Below are 18608 nucleotides of genomic sequence, written 5' to 3'. Positions count from 1 at the left end.
ATATTGCGTTTTAAATTAAAAAAACGAATGTGATATAATTTATAATAAAATATATATAATTAGGTATTAGAATTTAGCACAATAATCTATGTTAACGAACGAAAATACTGTTAAACCATAATTTGGTCATGCCGTCGCATACAATAATAAAAATAAAAGAAGATACTTAATGTCACTACCTATTCTGTACTCATTACAAAATTGTCCATATGCCATGCGTGCAAGACTTGGCTTATTACTGGCACAACAGACCGTTATACTCAGAGCCGTGCTTATGAAAAATAAGCCTGAAGAAATGCTAGCCGTTTCACCTAAGGCGACAGTGCCCGTATTAGTACTCAATAACGACACAATCATTGATGAAAGTTTAGATATTATGATTTGGGCACTGCATCAACACGACCCTTTAAATTTGCTGCACAGTGAAAACCCGAGCGCTTACCCTGCGATGCTAAGCTTGATTAGCACCCACGATACAGTATTTACCGCTTCACTAAGTCAGTATAAATATGCTGTGCGTTATCATGAAGGTAATGAAGTCGAGTTACGAACGCAATGCGCCAACTATGCAACAACGCTAGATGCACGTCTGAGTAAACACAAATATTTAATGGGAGATAATGTCAGTCTAGCGGATTACGCAATCCTTCCTCTGATCCGTCAATTTGCTCGAGTTGATCGAAAGTGGTACCGACAAGCACCTTTTCCACACCTCAAAAACTGGCTTAATAACCATTTACAAGATCAGCGTTTTGCTAAAGCAATGACAAAGTATCCTGAATGGCTAGAAAATAGAGAAGAATTTCTGTTTCCAGAATAAAATATGACAAGCATAAAAAAGGGCAAGTACATCATCATATGTACTTGCCCTTTTGCCTTACATCAATTTGTTAAGCGACGTCTTTCACCACTCGAACATCTTTTGTAACACCCTGCTTATCTAATAATTCAGATTGTATTGCAGCTGACTGTTCGGCAAGTTCGGCTTCTAACATAGCTTCAACATAACCAGGAGAATGAGTCGTTCCCGAGATCAAGCGATACATTGCTGGAATAACCAATAAGGTCACTAACGTCGCAAACGCCATACCGAAGAATACAACAGTACCTACAGCTATACGGCTTTCTGCACCCGCTCCCGTTGATAAGATTAACGGAATCGAGCCTGCTAATGTCGTAAATGCAGTCATCAAAATAGGACGAAGTCGACGTGCTGACGCATCGATAATAGCTTGTTCTAACTCAACACCACGGTCACGTAATTGATTGGCAAATTCAACAATTAAAATACCATTTTTCGTTACCATACCAATCAACATGATCATGCCAATCTGACTGTAAATATTCAGCCCGCCTCCCATGGCATAGAGGCCTAAGAATCCACCGAGTACACCCATAGGAACCGTAAACATCACCACCATCGGGTTAATGAAGCTTTCAAACTGTGCAGCGAGTACTAAATAAGCCACCAGCAAAGCTAAACCAAACACTAACAAAATACTGCTTTGATTTTCTTTAAAATCTTTTGACTCACCCGAATAAGCAATCGAAATATCACTCGGCAGTAACTCAATAGCTTGTGCATCTAAGAAATCGAGCACTTCCCCTAAGGTATAACCTTCGCCTAAACTACCGCTTAACTTAATCGACTTTTGCTTATTGTTGTGTGACAAACGACTTGCAGAAGCGACTTCTTCGATCGTTGTGATTGTATCTAATGTGATCAAATCACCCTTTGCACTGCGAATATAAATTTGGCTTAGGTCATTCACATTGTTAAAGCTGTTTTCATCACCACGTAAGTACACGTCATACTCTTCACCACGTTCGATATAGCTGGTTTCAGTACGACCACCTAACATTATCTCTAATGTTGTTGATACTTCATCGACACTAATACCCAGTTCGCCAGCACGCTCTTTATCAATACTGACAACAAGCTCAGGCGTTTTTTCAGAGTAATCTAAATCACCACCAACGAGTACACCCGCATCTTCCGCTTTTTGCTTTAACAGCTCAGCCCACTTTTCTAATTCTGAATAATCTGAACCACCCAATACATATTGAACAGGATCACTCGAACCGCCACGGAAACCCGGCATTAATGGACGAACCATCACATCTGGAATATTTTTTAGCGCTTTAGCTACCATACCCAATGCTTCACCAGCGCTAACACTGCGATCAGCCCAGTCTTCAAGAATAATGATCACAAAACCCGTTTGATCTCCGGCACGCCCACCAAATGCTGGCGCTTGTGTACTAAATGACTTAATCACACCTTGGCCAACAAGCGGTAATAAACGCGCTTCAACAATGTCCATGTTTGTCGTCATACGGTTAAAACTAGTACCTTCAGCACCTTTCACAAACGCAAACAATACCCCGCGATCTTCTTGCGGAGACAGTTGAGATGGCACCTGTTTCATCAATAGGAAACTACCCACCACACAGGCAATAATAACCACAGGCGCTGCAAGTCTGTATTTCACCGCTTTAGTCACAACACGACGATATGCGCTTTCTAAACGTTGAAATAACCCTTCCATAAACAAACTAAAACGGCTTGTTTTTTGCTCTGACTTTAACATTTTACTCGCCAGTACAGGCGTCAATGTCAGTGCAATCAACGAGGAGAAAATCACTGACATTGCCAGTAATACCGAGAACTCAGTAAAGAGTAAACCAACCATGCCATCCATGAAGGAAATAGGCAGGAATACCATAACGAGTACCATCGTCGTGGCTATCACAGCAAAACCAACTTCTCGCGTGCCCTTATAGGCAGCAAGCAAGGGTTTTTCACCTCTCTCAATATGATGGAAGATGTTTTCGACCACAACAATGGCATCATCAACAACTAAGCCGATTGATAAAATCAGGGCCATTAAAGTAATCAAGTTAATTGAAAAACCAAAATAATAAGCAGCGATAAATGATGAAATTAGCGATACAGGTACAGTAACCGCAGGAATTAATGTCGCACGTGCTTGACCAATAAAAATATACAACACCAATACTACTAAGCCACCGGTGATAAATAACGTGCTATACACTTCCTTAATCGATTGATCGATAAAAACAGTCGAGTCATAGTCCACTTCAAGGCTCATACCTGCAGGTAAAAAGTCTTGGATCTTATCCACTTCACTGTGTACTGCTGTGGCAACTTCCAGTGGATTAGCATCTGACTGAGCGACAATACCTAAGCTCAGATTAACGATACCGTTACTTTTAAACGACGAATTTTCATTTTCAGCGCCAACATAGACTTGTGCAACATCGCGTAAGTAAACCGGAGAGCCATCACTCGTGGTACGCACAACAAGGTATTCAAAGTCTTGAGGCTCAGCATATAAACGCGCCGTACGCACTGACATCACAGTGGTATCATTACGGACTTCACCACCCGGATTTTCGACATTTTCAGTTTTTAACGCATCGATAATATCACTGGTCGTTACCGCTCTACCCGCCATGAGATCAGGGAATAACTTAACGTACATCACCTGATATAAACCACCGGACAAGTCCACCGAACTCACGCCCGAGATCAAGCTAAAACGATCTTCTAATACCCGTTGGGCATAATCAGTAAGCTGTGTCCGGTCCATCTCTGTGGAGTTTAAGTTGATATAAACCGAGGGTTCACCGCTGCCATTATCTTTTGATACAATCGGATCGTCCGCTTCATCTGGCAAGCTACGCTGCGCTTTTGCAACCGCATCACGAATATCGCTCACGCCCTCGGTAAGATTCCAACCTAAATCAAACGTTACCGTTACACGCGACATACCATTACGTGTTACTGATTTAACCTCATCAATACCACTGATACCCGTAATTTGGTCTTCGATAACAGACGTAACTTGGCTTTCCATAATCGTAGCTGCCGCGCCTTCATAACGCGTCATCACAGTAACGACAGGACTTTCAACATCCGGCATTTCACGAACAGCAAGTTTACTAAACGATACGGCACCAAAGACACAAAGTAATAAACTTAATACAATCGCAACAACCGGTCGTTTGACAGAGACATCAGACAACCACATTAGTTAGTCTCCTGTTCATCAGATAAATCTTTCACTGTTAATCCATCACGCATATTCACTAAGCCTTGCACCACGATACGATCGCCAACGTCTAAACCTTGCTCAATCAACACTTGATCAACAATTCGCGCGCCTAACTGCACTTGTGTTCGCGCAACTTTATTATCCTGACCAACAACATACACAAAACGTTTCGTGCCCGAATACTCAAGGGCTTGAACCGGAATGATAGGTTCATTTATCGCAGGGAAAACAACACTTGATGACATCATCATCCCTGGTTTAAGGCGGTTCAAATTGTTCTCAAAATTAACGCGTACACGTAAATTAAGTGTTTCTGGGTTAATACGAGAATCAATCGCGACTACTTGCCCTTTAAAGCTATCATCAGGCCATGCACGGCTGGTTGCGGTTACCGACATACCCGTCGATAATTGCGATAAATAACGTTCTGGCACTTCAAGATCCAGCTGCATCGTCGATAAATCATCAAGGGTAAGTAACTCAGTACCTACAGACACCATTTTACCGCGACTAAAATCAAGTAAACCAACGGTGCCAGAAAATGGCGCCGTTAAATAATGATCATCTACATTTGCTTGAGCGGCCGCTAAACGCGCTTTGGCAATATCCATTAATGCGGTTTGTGCGTACACTTCTGTTTGCGTGATCGCATTACTTTTTACCAGCGTTGAATATTCATTTAGCTTACGCTTCTCATCATTAAAATACGCTTTCGCCTCTAATAAGGCAGCCTGTGCTTTGCTGTCATCCAGCTGTACTAATAACTGTCCCGCTTTCACGGTTTGATTCGCATTAATGTTAATGCTATCTACTTTACCCGCAACTTCAGGTGCCACACTCACAAATTGGTCTGACTGTAATTTACCAATTAATGAAATTGATTGTGACACTTCATGGTATTGCACAGTGTCCGTATATACAGAAACTACACGTCCAGCACCTTTCCCAGCATTGCCGCCTTTGGCATGTACTGGAATCGTATAGCTAGCAAAACTGAACATAAGCGCGCTAATTACCGCGAGGGAAGTACGTTTATTCATTGTATCTCTTCTATAAAAATGAGCGAGGCAGCTTTCATCCATGAATAGCGGTTCTAAAATTTTGATAGCATATAATAACGTAAAAGAGACTGGGAAATATGGAGAAAATGAGGAGATTAAGGTCAACAAGTGTAAAGTTTGTCAGTTTAGCCATGCAGATAAATAATACGAAGAAAGTAATGCCAACAAACAGCAGTTTTAACGCCCCTGTTTGCCAGCATTGTTTATGTTAAACACACTTACGATACAAAAACAGTGATTATTTATTCACTCGATATTGTGCCATTACACCGTTTTTCTGTTCGAACTTACTCGTCATATCACCAACATTATGTTGCTCATCGGCTTTTAACGTGTAATTTTTACCGTCATTTAATTTATTAAAATCAACTTTAAACTGTGTGTACACATCACCGTATTGATAACGCATATTCAGCTCTTTCTGCTCTAAATTATAAGTAAGCGTATATTGTGTCGCATAGCCCGTCATCTTGCCAGCCACGACTCGATTAGCCGCATCTAATGGCACTTTATAAGTCGAGCTATCCAATTTTGCTAAACCATTAATCACACTACTCGGCTCTTGCAGTTGCGCTAACATATACTTATTCCACACAAAACGTTCTACAGGGCCAACATTACCATCCAAAGGATATTCACTTGAGAATTGTGATTGCTGCGTCGGTTTTTTTGCTTCCCAGTTATTCAAGTGTTCATGAAACTCAGGGCTATTGGTCAGTACGTTATATTGTTCACCATGGTAAATCTTCCACTTACCATCGATGAACTCTAAAATTGCAGAATCACCGCTCGCATCTTGTAATGAATAGTGCCCAGTTAGAATACTACCGTCATGTGAAAACAACTGTAATTGAATATCTTCCAAGCCAATTAAGGCCTCTTTTACCGAGCTAAAATTATCTAAGAAATACGGTATCACGCGAGAGTTTTCTAGCTGTACTTTATCTGCATTATACTCCCCGCTACTTTCTTCACCTAAGTATAGCGCATTGGCTGCAAGGCCAGCTTCATTGAAACCATCAATACCCGCTTTGCCATAGAAAGTCGTCAAGATCGATGCGTATTTCGATGTCCACATCATCACCTTTTCTCCCGATTCCGCACCACGATAGCTGATGCCTTTCGCTCGAACGTCAATCGTAGGGTGGGTTTCAACCATCCAATCCATGGTACGAGACACAAACACACCGTAGTCTTCTGTCTCCCAAATTAATCGTGAACACGCTTGAACAGCAGAGATTGCAGACGTGAATAATGCAGCACCTATTGCAGCATTAACCAATGATTTTTTTGTTAATAAAGCCATACTTTTACCCACCTTGTGACATGTTACCGCCGAAACGAAATAATTCGGGGCTGTAGCTATTTACTTACCTCCATAATAACGATTTAATTGAACAGGTAATCTCACTTGTGTTGGGAATTTCCCAACACGTTGAATGTTGATACGACGAATGGAGTAAATAATGCTTAGATTTAGCTTTGAACAATTGACATCATTTGTCGCGGTGGCTGAAAAAGGTTCATTTAGTAAAGCCGCACAATCACTCAGTAAAGATCGATCGACCTTGCATCAGCATGTAGGAAATTTGGAAATAGATTTAGGTATTACCTTATTCGATCGCAGTGGCAAATTTCCGAAGATAACGCTTGAAGGGGAAAGTTTATTGACCCAAGCACAGCATATTTTATATCACGCGCAAGTGCTTCAAAATAGCGGAGATAATTTAGCTGAAGGGCTAGAAGAAAGTCTCACTATTTATCATGATATTTCATTGCCTATTTCGGTCATAGAACAAGTGCAACTTGCCGTCCACCAGCACTACCCACAAACCCAATTACATTGGATACACCGCGGACGTCAGGACTCCATCGATGCCCTCGCAGCGCAAAAAGCAAATATATCAATTATCTTAAGTAAAGGTTCTGGCGTACTCCCTAGCAAAGGCTTAACCTTCACGAATTTAGGCTATTTACCTTTTTCCTTTTTTGCACATAAAAATTCTACTTTAGCGCAGCAAAAAAGTTGTTATTTAGAAGATTTAGAAAAGCAGCAACAGTACACAGCAGAAAATTACACGGAAGTAGAATTAGGGAAAAATACCAGAATATCGGGGCGTATTGCCACCATCAGCAATATGGATATTATTTTGTCATTATTAAAACAAGGCGGCTGGGCATTGCTACCCAACCACTTTGTGAGCTCATCATCCTATACCGATGAAATAGTTAAACTTAATATTAATTTCATGACCAATGATGGGCGTTGGAGTTTAGTGCTATTAACCCGAACTCACCAAAGCACGGGGAAAGTACAGCGTTATGCTATCGAGCAATTTAAAGCAGCCTTTAAGATAATCACGCAATAGTGTGATTATCTTTCGTTAAATTCAAAACCAACAATTCTATTACGGCCATTATTCTTCGCCTTATAGAGGTGTTGGTCTGCAACTGATACCAGGTTTTCAATATCTTCGTTCGGTGCCACTGAACAAAACGTATAACCACTCGAGATAGTAAATCCAATATGCTCACCCACTCGGCCCCCGTCTTTAATAATGCTAATCGGCAACGTAAAGTTTTCTGTCGCGAAGCGTAATCGTTCTAATAACGTCGCAAATTGCGCCTGCTTTATACCAAAACATATCACCAAAAACTCCTCGCCACCAAACCGTACTAAGCAATCTGTATCTCGTTTAAAGACGGTCTTTATTAATTTACTAAACTCCACTAAACAATCATCACCAATAGCATGACCGTAATGATCATTAATCTGTTTAAAATGGTCTATATCAAGTATCGCAACCGCCATCGACGTATTATTACGGCTTGCCATATCAATCAAAGTCGGTAAACGTCGATTTAAAAAATGACGATTTTGAAGCTGGGTTAAACCGTCGGTTTCACTCAAACTGGCTAACTTTTTATTCGCATCATCCAACTCTGTGTTAATCGTGCGTAATTTATTATTCCAATAAATAATCAATAACATAACAAAAATGAGCAGCAGCACGTATTTGATCCATTTAGACCAATCAACCTTCACGTCATATTCTATCTTGACCCATTGTGATAAAAGTTGATTTGAAATAGTCTGATTCATGCTGCTAAACACTTTATTTAAGATCTGCACTAATTCAGGCATATCACTGCGCACAGCCATGACCGTCGGTAAATTCAAATCTAAGTGCCCTGCGACTTTTAAATTAGTGAGCCCTTGTTGTTCTATGGAATAGCTAATAACAGGCAAGATATCGATAAAAGCAAACAGCTTACCCTGCGACACCCACAACACGCCCTCATTGATGTCTTGCACTTCGACAAAGTTAATATCTCCATAGCGTTCGTTCATAAGCGCAATGGTAGGATAACCTTTCGGTACACCAATCCTGTGATTCTTAATCTCAGAAAAATCTAGTTCAAATAGCGCTTCTTTTTGAGTGATATACACATGTTGTAGATATAAGAATGGTTCGGTTTTGATATAAAAATCAGGCGGTACACCATTTTGAAGATCGGACGTCACAATGTCACACTCTCGACTGGCCAGTTTATCTAATGATTCACTCCAATCTTCTGTTTCAACCAACGTAAAAGGCACATTAATCTGCTGTGTGACTAATGCTAATATCTCAGCAATCACACCAATATGCACTTTGTTTTCACTGATGCCTTCCAAGGGCATCCAATACGGGTCAATACATTTTTTAAACTCGGTCATGCTACTTAAAAATTCAAGATCATCTTGATCGAGCAGATCTAATTTGAGTTTTTTGACGTCACTCCAAGAGTCAACCACATCCGACTTTATCATCACGGGTTGTGAATTTTGTGCAGTGAAAACGTTGCTGGTAACGGCACCAAACAAAAAGAAAAATAACGCGGTTAATAATTTTTTCAATGCAAAATCCTTATTAATATTCATCCTTAAGTACATTCTATAACATACTAACGCTCAGTCTAGTCGACATTGTCTCGTGATTTAATCAAATTATAGCTACCTCAACAAAACAACAATAAACAACTATATAACTTATGAATGATTAAAGTTAAATCTATTTCAATAAAACGCTCATGTTTTAAACACACCTACTCCGTATACCTAATGCGTTAATATTTATATCGAATATTCATAACCAAGAGGTAATACAATGAAAAACACGAGTCACGCAACCCATGCATTTGATCAGTGGATTAGAGGTCCTTTTGTCGAGATTAACACCGCGTTAGAAGCGTTATACTGGCAACAGGAAGACAGAGATAACGTGGCCGGTATTGGTAAATCATTAAAACACCAACTTGAATCAGAAGGGCGGTCGCTAATTAAAGTCTTGCTTGCAGAAGGGAACACCAGCCAAGACTTTAATCGTGCATTTAATTTACTCGGCAGCGTAGGGTTATATATGGCGGCATGTCGCCGTCACGACCTCACAGAGCCCTCGCGAGAAACGCGTTCACCACTTATCGAAGCATCAGCACTCGCGATGCATATCGGCCCAACCATTGGTATGGCTCCTCGATTTTCCACTGCTCACCTAACCACACATAATATTGCTGTTAATGGTACTTACAAATGCTTCACCACCCTACATGATGAAACTTTATTTATCGATTACAACACACGCAGTATTTTGGCATTTAAGCGGGCGGCCGAAGCATTAACAAAAATCTATGCGATGGGTATCTCCCACCCACTTTGTTACGATTTGTTGCTCACCGCAAAGCAGTCGCTTAATGACGTTATCGAATCAAATAATATCTTATTCAGCGAGCTCGACACCGACCGTTTCTTCCATTGTGTGCGTCCTTATTACAAATCTTACCGTGTCGGGTCGCAGATTTATCGTGGTGCAAATGCGGGTGATTTTGCAGGGATCAACATTGTCGATATGCTGCTAGGGCTATGCCGCGCCAATGAACCTTTCTACTCACAAATGCTCGTAGATAAATTCACTTATATGATGCCTGAAGATCAGCTGCTATTACGTGATGCGATGCAAAAAACAAACTTGATGGATGATTTTCTTAATCAACGACAACATAAAAACCAAATGTGGTATCAACGTAATTTAGCCTTGTTTTTAGAGGTTTGTAAACTGCATGGCGCCACCGCGAACCAACATCATGATCAACTGGTTAATAAATACATCACACAACCCGCTAGCCATATTCAATCTCAGCACATGGATAAATTAACAGCCAGTGGCCCCCCGCTACACATCCTACTGCGCTCATTAGAAAAACTGAGAGATCTTCGAGTCGGCAACCAACGTGATGATATCGCAACGCGCCATCACGACATCCTAACCCTGCACGAAACATTAAATTAAGCGACAATAAAACAAGGAACGGTTATGTATAAAAAAGATTTTTTACTTAACGATAATATTTATTTATTGAATCACTCGGTTGGGCGTCCACTAAAAAATACCGAGCAACAATTTAAAACACACTTTCTCGATCATTGGCAAGATGCAAGCAGCGAACCTTGGCCACAGTGGATCAGCGCAATAGAACGCTATCAGATTGCCTTGGGGTCGCTCTTTAATGACGATGCAAATCATTTTTGCCCACAAGTTAACCTCTCTAGCGCATTAACAAAGGTATTAATGTCGGTCGATCGTTTACAGCAACCACACACCAAAATATTAATGAGTGAAAGTGATTTTCCCAGTATGGGATTTGTTATGCAACGCGCAATCGCCAATACAGCCAATATTACCTACATCCCTAATAGCCTTGATATAACCGACCCCACTATTTGGGCTAAATACCTTAATACCAGCATTGATTTAGTCTTTATCAGTCACGCCTATTCTAATACCGGTCAGCAAGCGCCAGTTAAAGATATACTCGCCCTTGCCCGTGAGCATCACGTATTGTCTATCGTTGACGTTGCTCAGTCTGCTGGCATTATTCCACTCGATCTAAGCACTACACGACCAGACTTTATGATTGGATCTTGTGTTAAATGGTTATGTGGCGGCCCAGGAAGCAGCTACTTATGGGTTAATCCAGATCAACTCAAACATTGTCAGCCCAAAGATGTTGGGTGGTTTTCACATCAACAGCCGTTTGAATTCAATATTCATCATTTTGAAAACCATCAAGGGGCGTTGCGATTTTGGGGAGGGACACCGTCTATCATGCCCTATGTTATTTCAGCGAATAGCATTGAATATTTTGTAAGAATTGGTATTGAAAAACTGCGTCAACATAATCAAATATTGTTAGCTATGTTAGCCGACGCTTTTCCTCAAGCACTTGTCTCACCACAGCAGGAGGCGCAACGTAATGGCACCGCTATCTTGCACTTTGGCTCACAACAAGAGGCTGTGTTATCCGCATTATCAGCACATAGCATCAGTATTGATAATCGTCAGCAAGGCATGCGTATATCACCGCATATTTATAATGACCGGATAGAAATAATGCAATTAATCGAAGTGATTAACACGGTTTATATCAATGAATAGGCTGTAAGCGACATTCGTAAGCCGTAAAAATAAGAAAGCCTCCGCCTTTGTTTATTCGAGTTCTTCTTCAAGGACTTATATAAACAGGCGGAGGCTTTATCAATTAACTTAACTTAACTTAACTTAACTTAAAGAAGTTTAATATCGTTTTTTGCTCTTCCGATAATCGAGCAAGTTCTTCACTGGCTTGATTACTTTGGTCAATACCCGCGACATTTTGCGTAACCATATCTGACGCTTGCATCACATTTGCGGCAATATCTTGGGTCACTGCAGATTGTTCGTGAGAGGCTGTCGATACCAATGTATTCATGTCTGAAATTAAAGACACGGAATGAGAGATATCCGTAAAGCAATGACTTACTGTTTGCGCAATCTCGCGTGAACCCTGAATAAGTTCAACGTTACTGTTCATATAGCTGTCTGCTTTTTCAGATTGCTCTTGCAGTTTCGTAATGATTTCCTGAATATTAACCGTCGATTCCTGCGTTTTAGCCGCTAATGCGCGCACTTCATCCGCAACAACAGCAAAACCACGCCCTTGCTCACCAGCTCGTGCAGCTTCAATCGCCGCATTCAAGGCTAATAGATTAGTTTGCTGAGAAATAGTATTAATCACATCAACAACGCTACCAATTTCAATCGAATATGCTCTTAACTGATTAACCATTAAGGTTGACTCTTGCACCGATGTTTCAATTCGTTTGGTGATCGCATCCGACTCTTGCAACGCATCATTACCACGACTCACACTGTCGATGGCATTGTTGGCAGCATCCTCAGCATTGCTGGCATTTAAACTCACTTCCGCCGCTGTACTTGATAATTCATTTACCGCTGTTGCTACTTGTTCTATTTGTGCAATTTCATGTTGAGAATTAGTCGCAGCCTCACCCATCACAGCCGCAAGTTCTACTGATGCAGATGACACATTATCAGAGATCGCATGGGTTTTTTGCACCACATCTTGTAACTCATGTAGCAAAATTAACATGCTAGCATAAATACCAGTCGTCTCTTGACCCGTAGTGCTCACAGCACTCAAATCACCACGCGCCATTTTTTCCATTAAGTTAGAAATATCTTCCGGTTCACCACCGATTGGTGCGTAGATATATTTCACGATAAAGAAGTAAAAAATGATAATCGCAACAATAATGGCAATTGCTAAAAATACTAATGAGCCAATCAGGTTCGCATTGCTTGCTGCATTAATGTCTTTCTCATATTCATAACTAGCGACGATCCAATCACGTACCGACAGCTTATTTGTTACTACAGATACAGTTTCACCGTTAACGTCATACTTAAAACGACTAATACCATTATTCACTTGCTCATACTGCGGGCGTACTTGAAACATATTTTTGCCCAACAACGCAGTATCTTTGCTCGACATAATATAGCCGTCATCGCGATAAACAAAAATGTGATTAGCGCTGGTTAGCGAGGTAATAAAGCGGGTAATATTGCCTAACTCGATATCAATCGACAACGCTGCGACGGTTTGATTATTATGATAAATAGGCACAACCAAAGAGATAATATTTTTTTTGGTTAGGGCGTTTTGATAAGCCTTAGTGATAATTATTTTTTCGTTGTCATAGAAAATACGGCTATACCATTCACGGTTAAGATCTTTCGCATTGAAATTAGCAACATAACCTCCGCCTTCAATTGCACGTCCGTCTTTTAAGCCAATAAATATATTTTCAATACCATCGATACTGTTAATAAAATGGCGGGTTTTCGCTACCGCACGATCTACCGATAATGGCTCACCATTGTCACCAAATTCAAAAGAAACAGCATTCAGAGCATCGAAATAGCGCATTAATTTTTCATCTAATGCTTTCGCGATTAACTGCGACTGGCTATCCATTTTATCTTCATAATTACGGTTACTAAAACTATCGAATGCGCTATAGCCAAAAAAGGTAATAGCACCACAAATAGTAATAACTAAAGAAGCGAAAAAAACTAGGATTCTATATTTCAACGTCATGATATGCTCAAATCTACAAATTAGCCGCGCATTTTATGCTTAAATACCCTTTAGGGATAGACTTTATTTGTCGATTTGAACGAATACAAGATAACTGACTAAGTGTGATACAGATCACAGCGTTAAGTGTTCCGACTTCTCCCCTTTTACACTGATAATCCACTCTTTATAAAACAAACTGCGTAGCAATACGTAAGTAATAATCTAAATCAGGGTGATCTAACTCAGTATGTTTACCGAGATCATCAAACAGACGGACTTGCAACGCATCTTTATAAAAAGGTTCTTGTTCAAAATCTGCAACTTGTTGCGTATTCATCGGCCCTCCTTGTACTGTCAGTGTCTCTTGCGATGCTTGACTCAATTGTCCATGATAATTCGGTTTAATCGCACACAGATAACGCTTGGCTTGCACATGTAATGCAATGCCATCAATAATCTGCTTTGGAAAATAAGGGGCTAAGAACTTCGCCCCAATATCTTCATGATAACCATCAATACCATTCGCGGTAATATCTTCCGGTAGTTCTAAAATCAAATGGCCAAAATCATGTAGTAACGCAGCGGTAATAATCGCATCATTACTCTTTTTTTGCTCCGCATAGTAGGCTGATTGCAACATATGCTCACCCATCGAAATATGCTCACCGTAAGCCACGTGACCGTTTTCTTCAAATTGCTGTTTAATAAATTGAATAATATCCATTTCTATTTCTCCACCTGATCCGCTAATGTCATTCCTAACTTAGTCTCGAGTACGGCTAAGGTACTTTTTAATGAATCAATATCGGCATAACAACCTTGTAAATGGCGTGCACCTTCTGCGGCAACTTCTCGACCGTGTAAAATACGTTCATTATTAAAAATCATTAATTCACCCGGTTGCAAGGTACACAAAAACTTACACTCTTCACTGTGTAAAATACGGCTGAAATTTTGATACGCTTCATAAAATGCAGCCATCTCTGCAAACGGTAATTTAATTGCTTGAATAGATCGATTGTTTAAGCGAATGCGAGCCAGTTCACCATTGTTCTCTAATTCAATAATGTAGCCGGTATGTTCAAGATGAGTATCCTCATTCTTAAAGCGGTAAGTGACAGGTGTCGAGGTCAATAATTGATATTGTTCAGGAAAACGTTGTTGCAATAATTGTGCAGCATAAAATCCATCTGTTAATGCGGTTATCCCGCCTTTTTCAGCACTGACTAAACAATGTAATAACTGTAATGTGGGTACCGGATGGCGGTAAGCATTGTCGGTATGCAGACTGAGCGGCTTAGGGGTGTAAGCTAAATTAACCGGATTCTCTTCCGAAATCACCTCAAAATGACTGCCATAATTGGTTTCGCGCACAAAACCAAATTGTGCAACTACTTCAAATAGCTGCTCACTGATATTTGGTACATCTTGTAAAAATGCCAAACCAAATTGATTGATCGCACCTAACCAAGCTCGTTTAACACGATCCTGATTTTTCACCGCTGGATAATTAAACGTAATGTTAGCGGCATCAAGATCTGCCCCCCAACGAGTTACCCTATCCGTGTCAGTCACACTATCCGTATCAGCCACACAGTCAGTGTCTCGCATACTGTCTAAAAAGTCTTGGCTGTAATGACTATGATGCCCATCTTGCCAAGTGATGATGATGTTCCCTTCTTCAAGTTTCACGACTTCAGGTTTGATCGCTAAGTCCAAATCGAGGACCTCTTGTAATCGTTGTCCTGATGCGTGTAAACATTCACCGCAACGGCAATTGTCTTTCAACCAAAAATAGTGGAACGGTTGATTATTATAAATAAGATAAGAAGCACGGAGTGTTAACATAAATACGTCCTAATATACAAAAAACCAGTGCAGCAAGGTCATCATAATCCCTCACTGCACTGGCTTAACTCAATGGTAGAGTCTAAAAATAAATTTAATCACTATCGATTAACTTTTTGGTTCTGATTTATTGTTAAATTTATCAGACCATGTCTTTAATACCGCGCTTCGGTCATTGGCCATCTTACCAAAGTCCATATCCACAATTGCGTCTTCTACATTTGGATAATTAGCAACTTCGCCGCTCACATCTTTGTGACCAACGACAGGATAAATAGTGTTGTACATTTTGTTTGCATCCAACGACAACGACCAATCGATCAGTGCTTTTGCCGCGTCAGAGTTATTATTCACAAGACCAACAGACTCGGTATCCCAACCAATGCCTTTTGGTAAAATAAGATCAATCGGCGCACCTTTCGACTTCAGTTTAGATCCTCGGATCGCCACAGAAATACCTATCACGGTTTCACCCATCGCAGACTGAACACACGGCTTAGAACCTGAATGCGTATAATGGGCAATATTCTTATCCAATTTATCCATATATGCCCAACCCTGCTGCTCACCCATTCCCTGTAACCATGCAGTAACTTGAATATAACCGGTACCTGACGAACCTGGGTTTGGCATCACAATGTGACCCTTATAAACAGGATCTAATAAGTCTTCCCATGTTTTCGGTTTCGGTAAGCCCAGTTGTTTAGCCACAATCGTGTTAAAACAAACCGTGTTAAAGAAAGCATCATTACCAAACCACGCTTTATTTTCTTCTGGATCAACCATGCTCGCTTTTATGCCATCAAGGTTAGCGGGCGTATAAGGCTTAACAATGCCGCTATCTTTAAGCAATGCTAATGATGAACCAGCCAGTCCCCACACTACGTCTGCTTTTGCATTTTTACCCTCAGCGAGTAACTTTGCAGTCATTACACCAGTAGAATCTCGTACCCATTTAATATCGATATCAGGGTGGCTTTCTTCAAATGTGTTTTTGAATAACGCTAAAAGATCCGTTTCAAAAGAGGTGTAAACGGTCAGTTCTTCTTTCGCTAACGCAGTAGAAGAAGCACCCAGAATAATGGCAGTAGCAAGCATTGACTGTTTAAAAATGTGCATCAATAACATCCTTTATTGATTAGTTGATGTATACCTATCAACACAAATAGATAGGTATTTAGAAGGCGTATTCTAGAGGGACTATATTGCAGTTTTATGCGGTTATTATTTCGATAAGATGAAACAGTGTCATTAAAATTAAACAATGAAATGCTAATTTACGCGTATATTCAACTAGCGCAGACACGAACATGACCTCTTCAGCTTCAAATACGACCATTACAAATACGGTTCAAGATTACCTCAATCCTGATATTGCCTCTGATCTTGCTTTATTCGATATTCCAATTGTGAAAGCAACGCCTGAATCCTTAAAGGGTTACGGTGTTTTTGTTGATGACCCAGAAAATTTTGATATTGAAATAACCCGCTGGCCAGCACAAGGGTGGCGTAAAGTGGATGAAGATACTGGCGACGAAGGCGGTGTAACTCAAGGTACTTTTATTAGTAGTTGGAAAGGTGATTACCTGTTTGGCCGTAATAAGGCCGTCGATGGGCATTACATTATCGGTTATAACCAACGCCCTGAAGTGGCTGTAGATACCCACAATGATAAACCGACGCAACTGATTTTATGGCATGCAAACTACCACCCCGATGGCGGTCAGATGTTTTACCCAAAATCGAATAAACCTTTTTTATTGCCGTTAGCCTTACCCGGTGATGACGTGAAGCCAAAAGATTTTGTGTGCTTTTATTTTAGTGGTGAACAAGGGGCTGCGATCCATGCTGATATTTGGCACGAGGGGGTATTTGCAATTTCAGGGGAAGAAGAATTTGACGATAAACAAGGCGCAGTACACGCCCGAGTATCAGTTGATTTTGGCAAAGAGTTTAACTGTTTATTACGCGTTGATTTAACGCAACTGCCAACATAATACAATGTAACTTACACAATGTAACTTACACGGTGTCACTTAATAATAAAGCGCGTCAATCTCGCCATTTTTAATGCGCATATTCACACGTAGCAGAGCATGTTGGGCAATAGCCAAAACGTCTTTCATGCTCCCATAACAATCTTGCTCATTCTCGCCATAAGCAAAGAAATTTAACGTTACCTGATAACCCATACCACCGGTATCAGGCTTATCACCTAGCGCAAGATAGCAAGTTGGTGATTGCGATAAACCCATCGCACCTGCGTTAAAACTCGGCTTCATTGATGATGCTAGTGACTGGATCGTATTCATTAACCAATCGATGCTTTTTTCCTGACAATTTTCCGGAATATCGCGGAATAAAATCATCAATCGTGCACTGCATTTTTTGGCATGCGGATACTGTTGGTCAGTATTATCTTCCACGGCATTAAACACACAATCGTTACTTTCCAGTAGTGAGCTTGAACCATTCACCCATTCAATCAAGGTATAAAACTGTTCAACAAAGTCCCACTGCGTAAACGGTAACAGATCTTCTAATGCTGTTCGGATCAATGCAGGCTGCTGTTTAAAATCCATGTACACACTCGATTCATCCGATACCATACTCGTCCAAGGATGTGATCTTAATGTTGAGCTATCAATTTGTTTGGAAATAAACGTATCCACAGTGACTACCTTTGTTGGCTATAGTTGATCATGAGGGCTGGATTTTAGCAGCTATACAGCGACATTAAAGGTTTTATCCGCTAATATTTTGTTATCTAATTCAATCGTCATACGCCATGCACCGCATTTATCTGCAATGGGCTCCCATACTGTATCTCCGAGATAAAAATCCCAGTCATTATTCGTCACATGCACTTCGCCTGTAAATGGTGCTCGAACCTTACCATCACTATCGAGAATACCGGGATGATCAATACAAAAACGGATCTTGGCGCCACGGGCTTTTTTGATATTGACGATAAAACCAAATTCAATATCAATCTCAGCAGGTATATCAGTCGTGAACTGCTGAATACTCGGTAAGTCTTTTGATTTACTCTGCCACTGAGAATGAATACCGTATGTTTGCATTTTAGTGACGGGCTTATATTTAGCCATTGTTTCACCTTGATATAGTCAGAAATTAATACATTCAATAATGCCGT

Annotated in this window: 15 protein-coding genes; 5 read left to right on the top strand and 10 right to left on the bottom strand. The window is 40.5% G+C overall.

Going from position 1 to position 18608, the window contains the following annotated elements; translation table 11 throughout:
- Nucleotides 1-169: 169 nt before the first annotated feature.
- Nucleotides 170-820, top strand: coding sequence for a glutathione S-transferase (locus tag HWV00_RS04815; RefSeq protein WP_211685007.1), 651 nt, complete (start codon nucleotides 170-172; stop codon nucleotides 818-820).
- A 70-nt stretch (nucleotides 821-890) separates the two neighbouring features.
- Here the strand turns inward: HWV00_RS04815 and HWV00_RS04810 are convergent, their stop codons facing one another.
- The 3 genes from HWV00_RS04810 to HWV00_RS04800 form a co-directional block, all read right to left on the bottom strand.
- Nucleotides 891-4055 carry a multidrug efflux RND transporter permease subunit gene (locus HWV00_RS04810; RefSeq protein WP_211685006.1) on the bottom strand — a complete coding sequence of 1055 codons (3165 nt, stop codon included), beginning with the start codon at nucleotides 4053-4055 and terminating at the stop codon, nucleotides 891-893.
- Nucleotides 4055-5119 (bottom strand): efflux RND transporter periplasmic adaptor subunit, encoded by a 1065-nt coding sequence (locus tag HWV00_RS04805; protein ID WP_211685005.1) that lies wholly within the window; start codon nucleotides 5117-5119, stop codon nucleotides 4055-4057. The genes HWV00_RS04810 and HWV00_RS04805 overlap by 1 nt, the downstream gene beginning before the upstream one ends.
- 259 nt (nucleotides 5120-5378) lie before the next feature.
- On the bottom strand, nucleotides 5379-6446 hold the full coding sequence (locus tag HWV00_RS04800) for a linear amide C-N hydrolase (protein WP_211685004.1): 1068 nt from the start codon (nucleotides 6444-6446) through the stop codon (nucleotides 5379-5381).
- A 160-nt stretch (nucleotides 6447-6606) separates the two neighbouring features.
- Here HWV00_RS04800 and HWV00_RS04795 point away from each other — a divergent pair, with 160 nt between their 5' ends.
- On the top strand, nucleotides 6607-7509 hold the full coding sequence (locus HWV00_RS04795) for a LysR family transcriptional regulator (protein ID WP_211685003.1): 903 nt from the start codon (nucleotides 6607-6609) through the stop codon (nucleotides 7507-7509).
- A gap of 5 nt (nucleotides 7510-7514) precedes the next feature.
- Here HWV00_RS04795 and HWV00_RS04790 read toward each other — a convergent pair whose 3' ends face one another.
- A complete protein-coding gene (locus tag HWV00_RS04790) occupies nucleotides 7515-9041 on the bottom strand; it encodes a GGDEF domain-containing protein (protein WP_211685002.1) in 1527 nt (508 codons plus the stop codon).
- Nucleotides 9042-9291: 250 nt separating this feature from the next.
- On the opposite strand from HWV00_RS04790, the gene HWV00_RS04785 reads away from it, so the two are divergent.
- Together HWV00_RS04785 and HWV00_RS04780 are read left to right on the top strand one after the other, a co-directional pair.
- On the top strand, nucleotides 9292-10470 hold the full coding sequence (locus HWV00_RS04785; protein ID WP_211685001.1) for a monodechloroaminopyrrolnitrin synthase PrnB family protein: 1179 nt from the start codon (nucleotides 9292-9294) through the stop codon (nucleotides 10468-10470).
- 24 nt (nucleotides 10471-10494) lie between these two features.
- Nucleotides 10495-11616 (top strand): aminotransferase class V-fold PLP-dependent enzyme, encoded by a 1122-nt coding sequence (locus HWV00_RS04780; protein WP_211685000.1) that lies wholly within the window; start codon nucleotides 10495-10497, stop codon nucleotides 11614-11616.
- A 118-nt stretch (nucleotides 11617-11734) separates the two neighbouring features.
- Here HWV00_RS04780 and HWV00_RS04775 read toward each other — a convergent pair whose 3' ends face one another.
- The 4 genes from HWV00_RS04775 to HWV00_RS04760 all read right to left on the bottom strand — a co-directional run bounded on the left by HWV00_RS04775 (nucleotide 11735) and on the right by HWV00_RS04760 (nucleotide 16570).
- Nucleotides 11735-13621 (bottom strand): methyl-accepting chemotaxis protein, encoded by a 1887-nt coding sequence (locus HWV00_RS04775; protein WP_211684999.1) that lies wholly within the window; start codon nucleotides 13619-13621, stop codon nucleotides 11735-11737.
- A gap of 166 nt (nucleotides 13622-13787) precedes the next feature.
- Nucleotides 13788-14327, bottom strand: coding sequence for an HD domain-containing protein (locus HWV00_RS04770; RefSeq protein ID WP_211684998.1), 540 nt, complete (start codon nucleotides 14325-14327; stop codon nucleotides 13788-13790).
- Nucleotides 14328-14329: 2 nt separating this feature from the next.
- A complete protein-coding gene (locus HWV00_RS04765; RefSeq protein ID WP_211684997.1) occupies nucleotides 14330-15451 on the bottom strand; it encodes a TauD/TfdA family dioxygenase in 1122 nt (373 codons plus the stop codon).
- Between the two features lie 108 nt (nucleotides 15452-15559).
- Complete coding sequence (locus HWV00_RS04760) at nucleotides 15560-16570, bottom strand: putative 2-aminoethylphosphonate ABC transporter substrate-binding protein (RefSeq protein ID WP_211684996.1); 1011 nt, start codon at nucleotides 16568-16570, stop codon at nucleotides 15560-15562.
- 191 nt (nucleotides 16571-16761) lie between these two features.
- Here HWV00_RS04760 and HWV00_RS04755 point away from each other — a divergent pair, with 191 nt between their 5' ends.
- Nucleotides 16762-17448, top strand: coding sequence for an ureidoglycolate lyase (locus HWV00_RS04755; RefSeq protein WP_211684995.1), 687 nt, complete (start codon nucleotides 16762-16764; stop codon nucleotides 17446-17448).
- 39 nt (nucleotides 17449-17487) lie between these two features.
- Here the strand turns inward: HWV00_RS04755 and HWV00_RS04750 are convergent, their stop codons facing one another.
- Both HWV00_RS04750 and HWV00_RS04745 read right to left on the bottom strand, forming a co-directional pair.
- Nucleotides 17488-18123 carry a hypothetical protein gene (locus tag HWV00_RS04750; RefSeq protein WP_211684994.1) on the bottom strand — a complete coding sequence of 212 codons (636 nt, stop codon included), beginning with the start codon at nucleotides 18121-18123 and terminating at the stop codon, nucleotides 17488-17490.
- A 51-nt stretch (nucleotides 18124-18174) separates the two neighbouring features.
- Nucleotides 18175-18561, bottom strand: coding sequence for a DUF3859 domain-containing protein (locus tag HWV00_RS04745; RefSeq protein WP_211684993.1), 387 nt, complete (start codon nucleotides 18559-18561; stop codon nucleotides 18175-18177).
- Nucleotides 18562-18608: the final 47 nt, after the last annotated feature.

The organism is Moritella sp. 24, from assembly GCF_018219155.1.
GTDB lineage: Bacteria > Pseudomonadota > Gammaproteobacteria > Enterobacterales > Moritellaceae > Moritella.
The sequence above is the reverse complement of the archived record's forward strand: the minus strand, read 5'-3'. Positions and strand labels throughout refer to the sequence as shown.

Coding starts and splice junctions, on each gene's coding strand:
- HWV00_RS04815 (WP_211685007.1), top strand. CDS start 170: ATGTCACTACCTATTCTGTACTCATTACAAAATTGTCCATATGCCATG.
- HWV00_RS04810 (WP_211685006.1), bottom strand. CDS start 4,055: ATGTGGTTGTCTGATGTCTCTGTCAAACGACCGGTTGTTGCGATTGTA.
- HWV00_RS04805 (WP_211685005.1), bottom strand. CDS start 5,119: ATGAATAAACGTACTTCCCTCGCGGTAATTAGCGCGCTTATGTTCAGT.
- HWV00_RS04800 (WP_211685004.1), bottom strand. CDS start 6,446: ATGGCTTTATTAACAAAAAAATCATTGGTTAATGCTGCAATAGGTGCT.
- HWV00_RS04795 (WP_211685003.1), top strand. CDS start 6,607: ATGCTTAGATTTAGCTTTGAACAATTGACATCATTTGTCGCGGTGGCT.
- HWV00_RS04785 (WP_211685001.1), top strand. CDS start 9,292: ATGAAAAACACGAGTCACGCAACCCATGCATTTGATCAGTGGATTAGA.
- HWV00_RS04780 (WP_211685000.1), top strand. CDS start 10,495: ATGTATAAAAAAGATTTTTTACTTAACGATAATATTTATTTATTGAAT.
- HWV00_RS04775 (WP_211684999.1), bottom strand. CDS start 13,621: ATGACGTTGAAATATAGAATCCTAGTTTTTTTCGCTTCTTTAGTTATT.
- HWV00_RS04770 (WP_211684998.1), bottom strand. CDS start 14,327: ATGGATATTATTCAATTTATTAAACAGCAATTTGAAGAAAACGGTCAC.
- HWV00_RS04765 (WP_211684997.1), bottom strand. CDS start 15,451: ATGTTAACACTCCGTGCTTCTTATCTTATTTATAATAATCAACCGTTC.
- HWV00_RS04760 (WP_211684996.1), bottom strand. CDS start 16,570: ATGCACATTTTTAAACAGTCAATGCTTGCTACTGCCATTATTCTGGGT.
- HWV00_RS04755 (WP_211684995.1), top strand. CDS start 16,762: ATGACCTCTTCAGCTTCAAATACGACCATTACAAATACGGTTCAAGAT.
- HWV00_RS04745 (WP_211684993.1), bottom strand. CDS start 18,561: ATGGCTAAATATAAGCCCGTCACTAAAATGCAAACATACGGTATTCAT.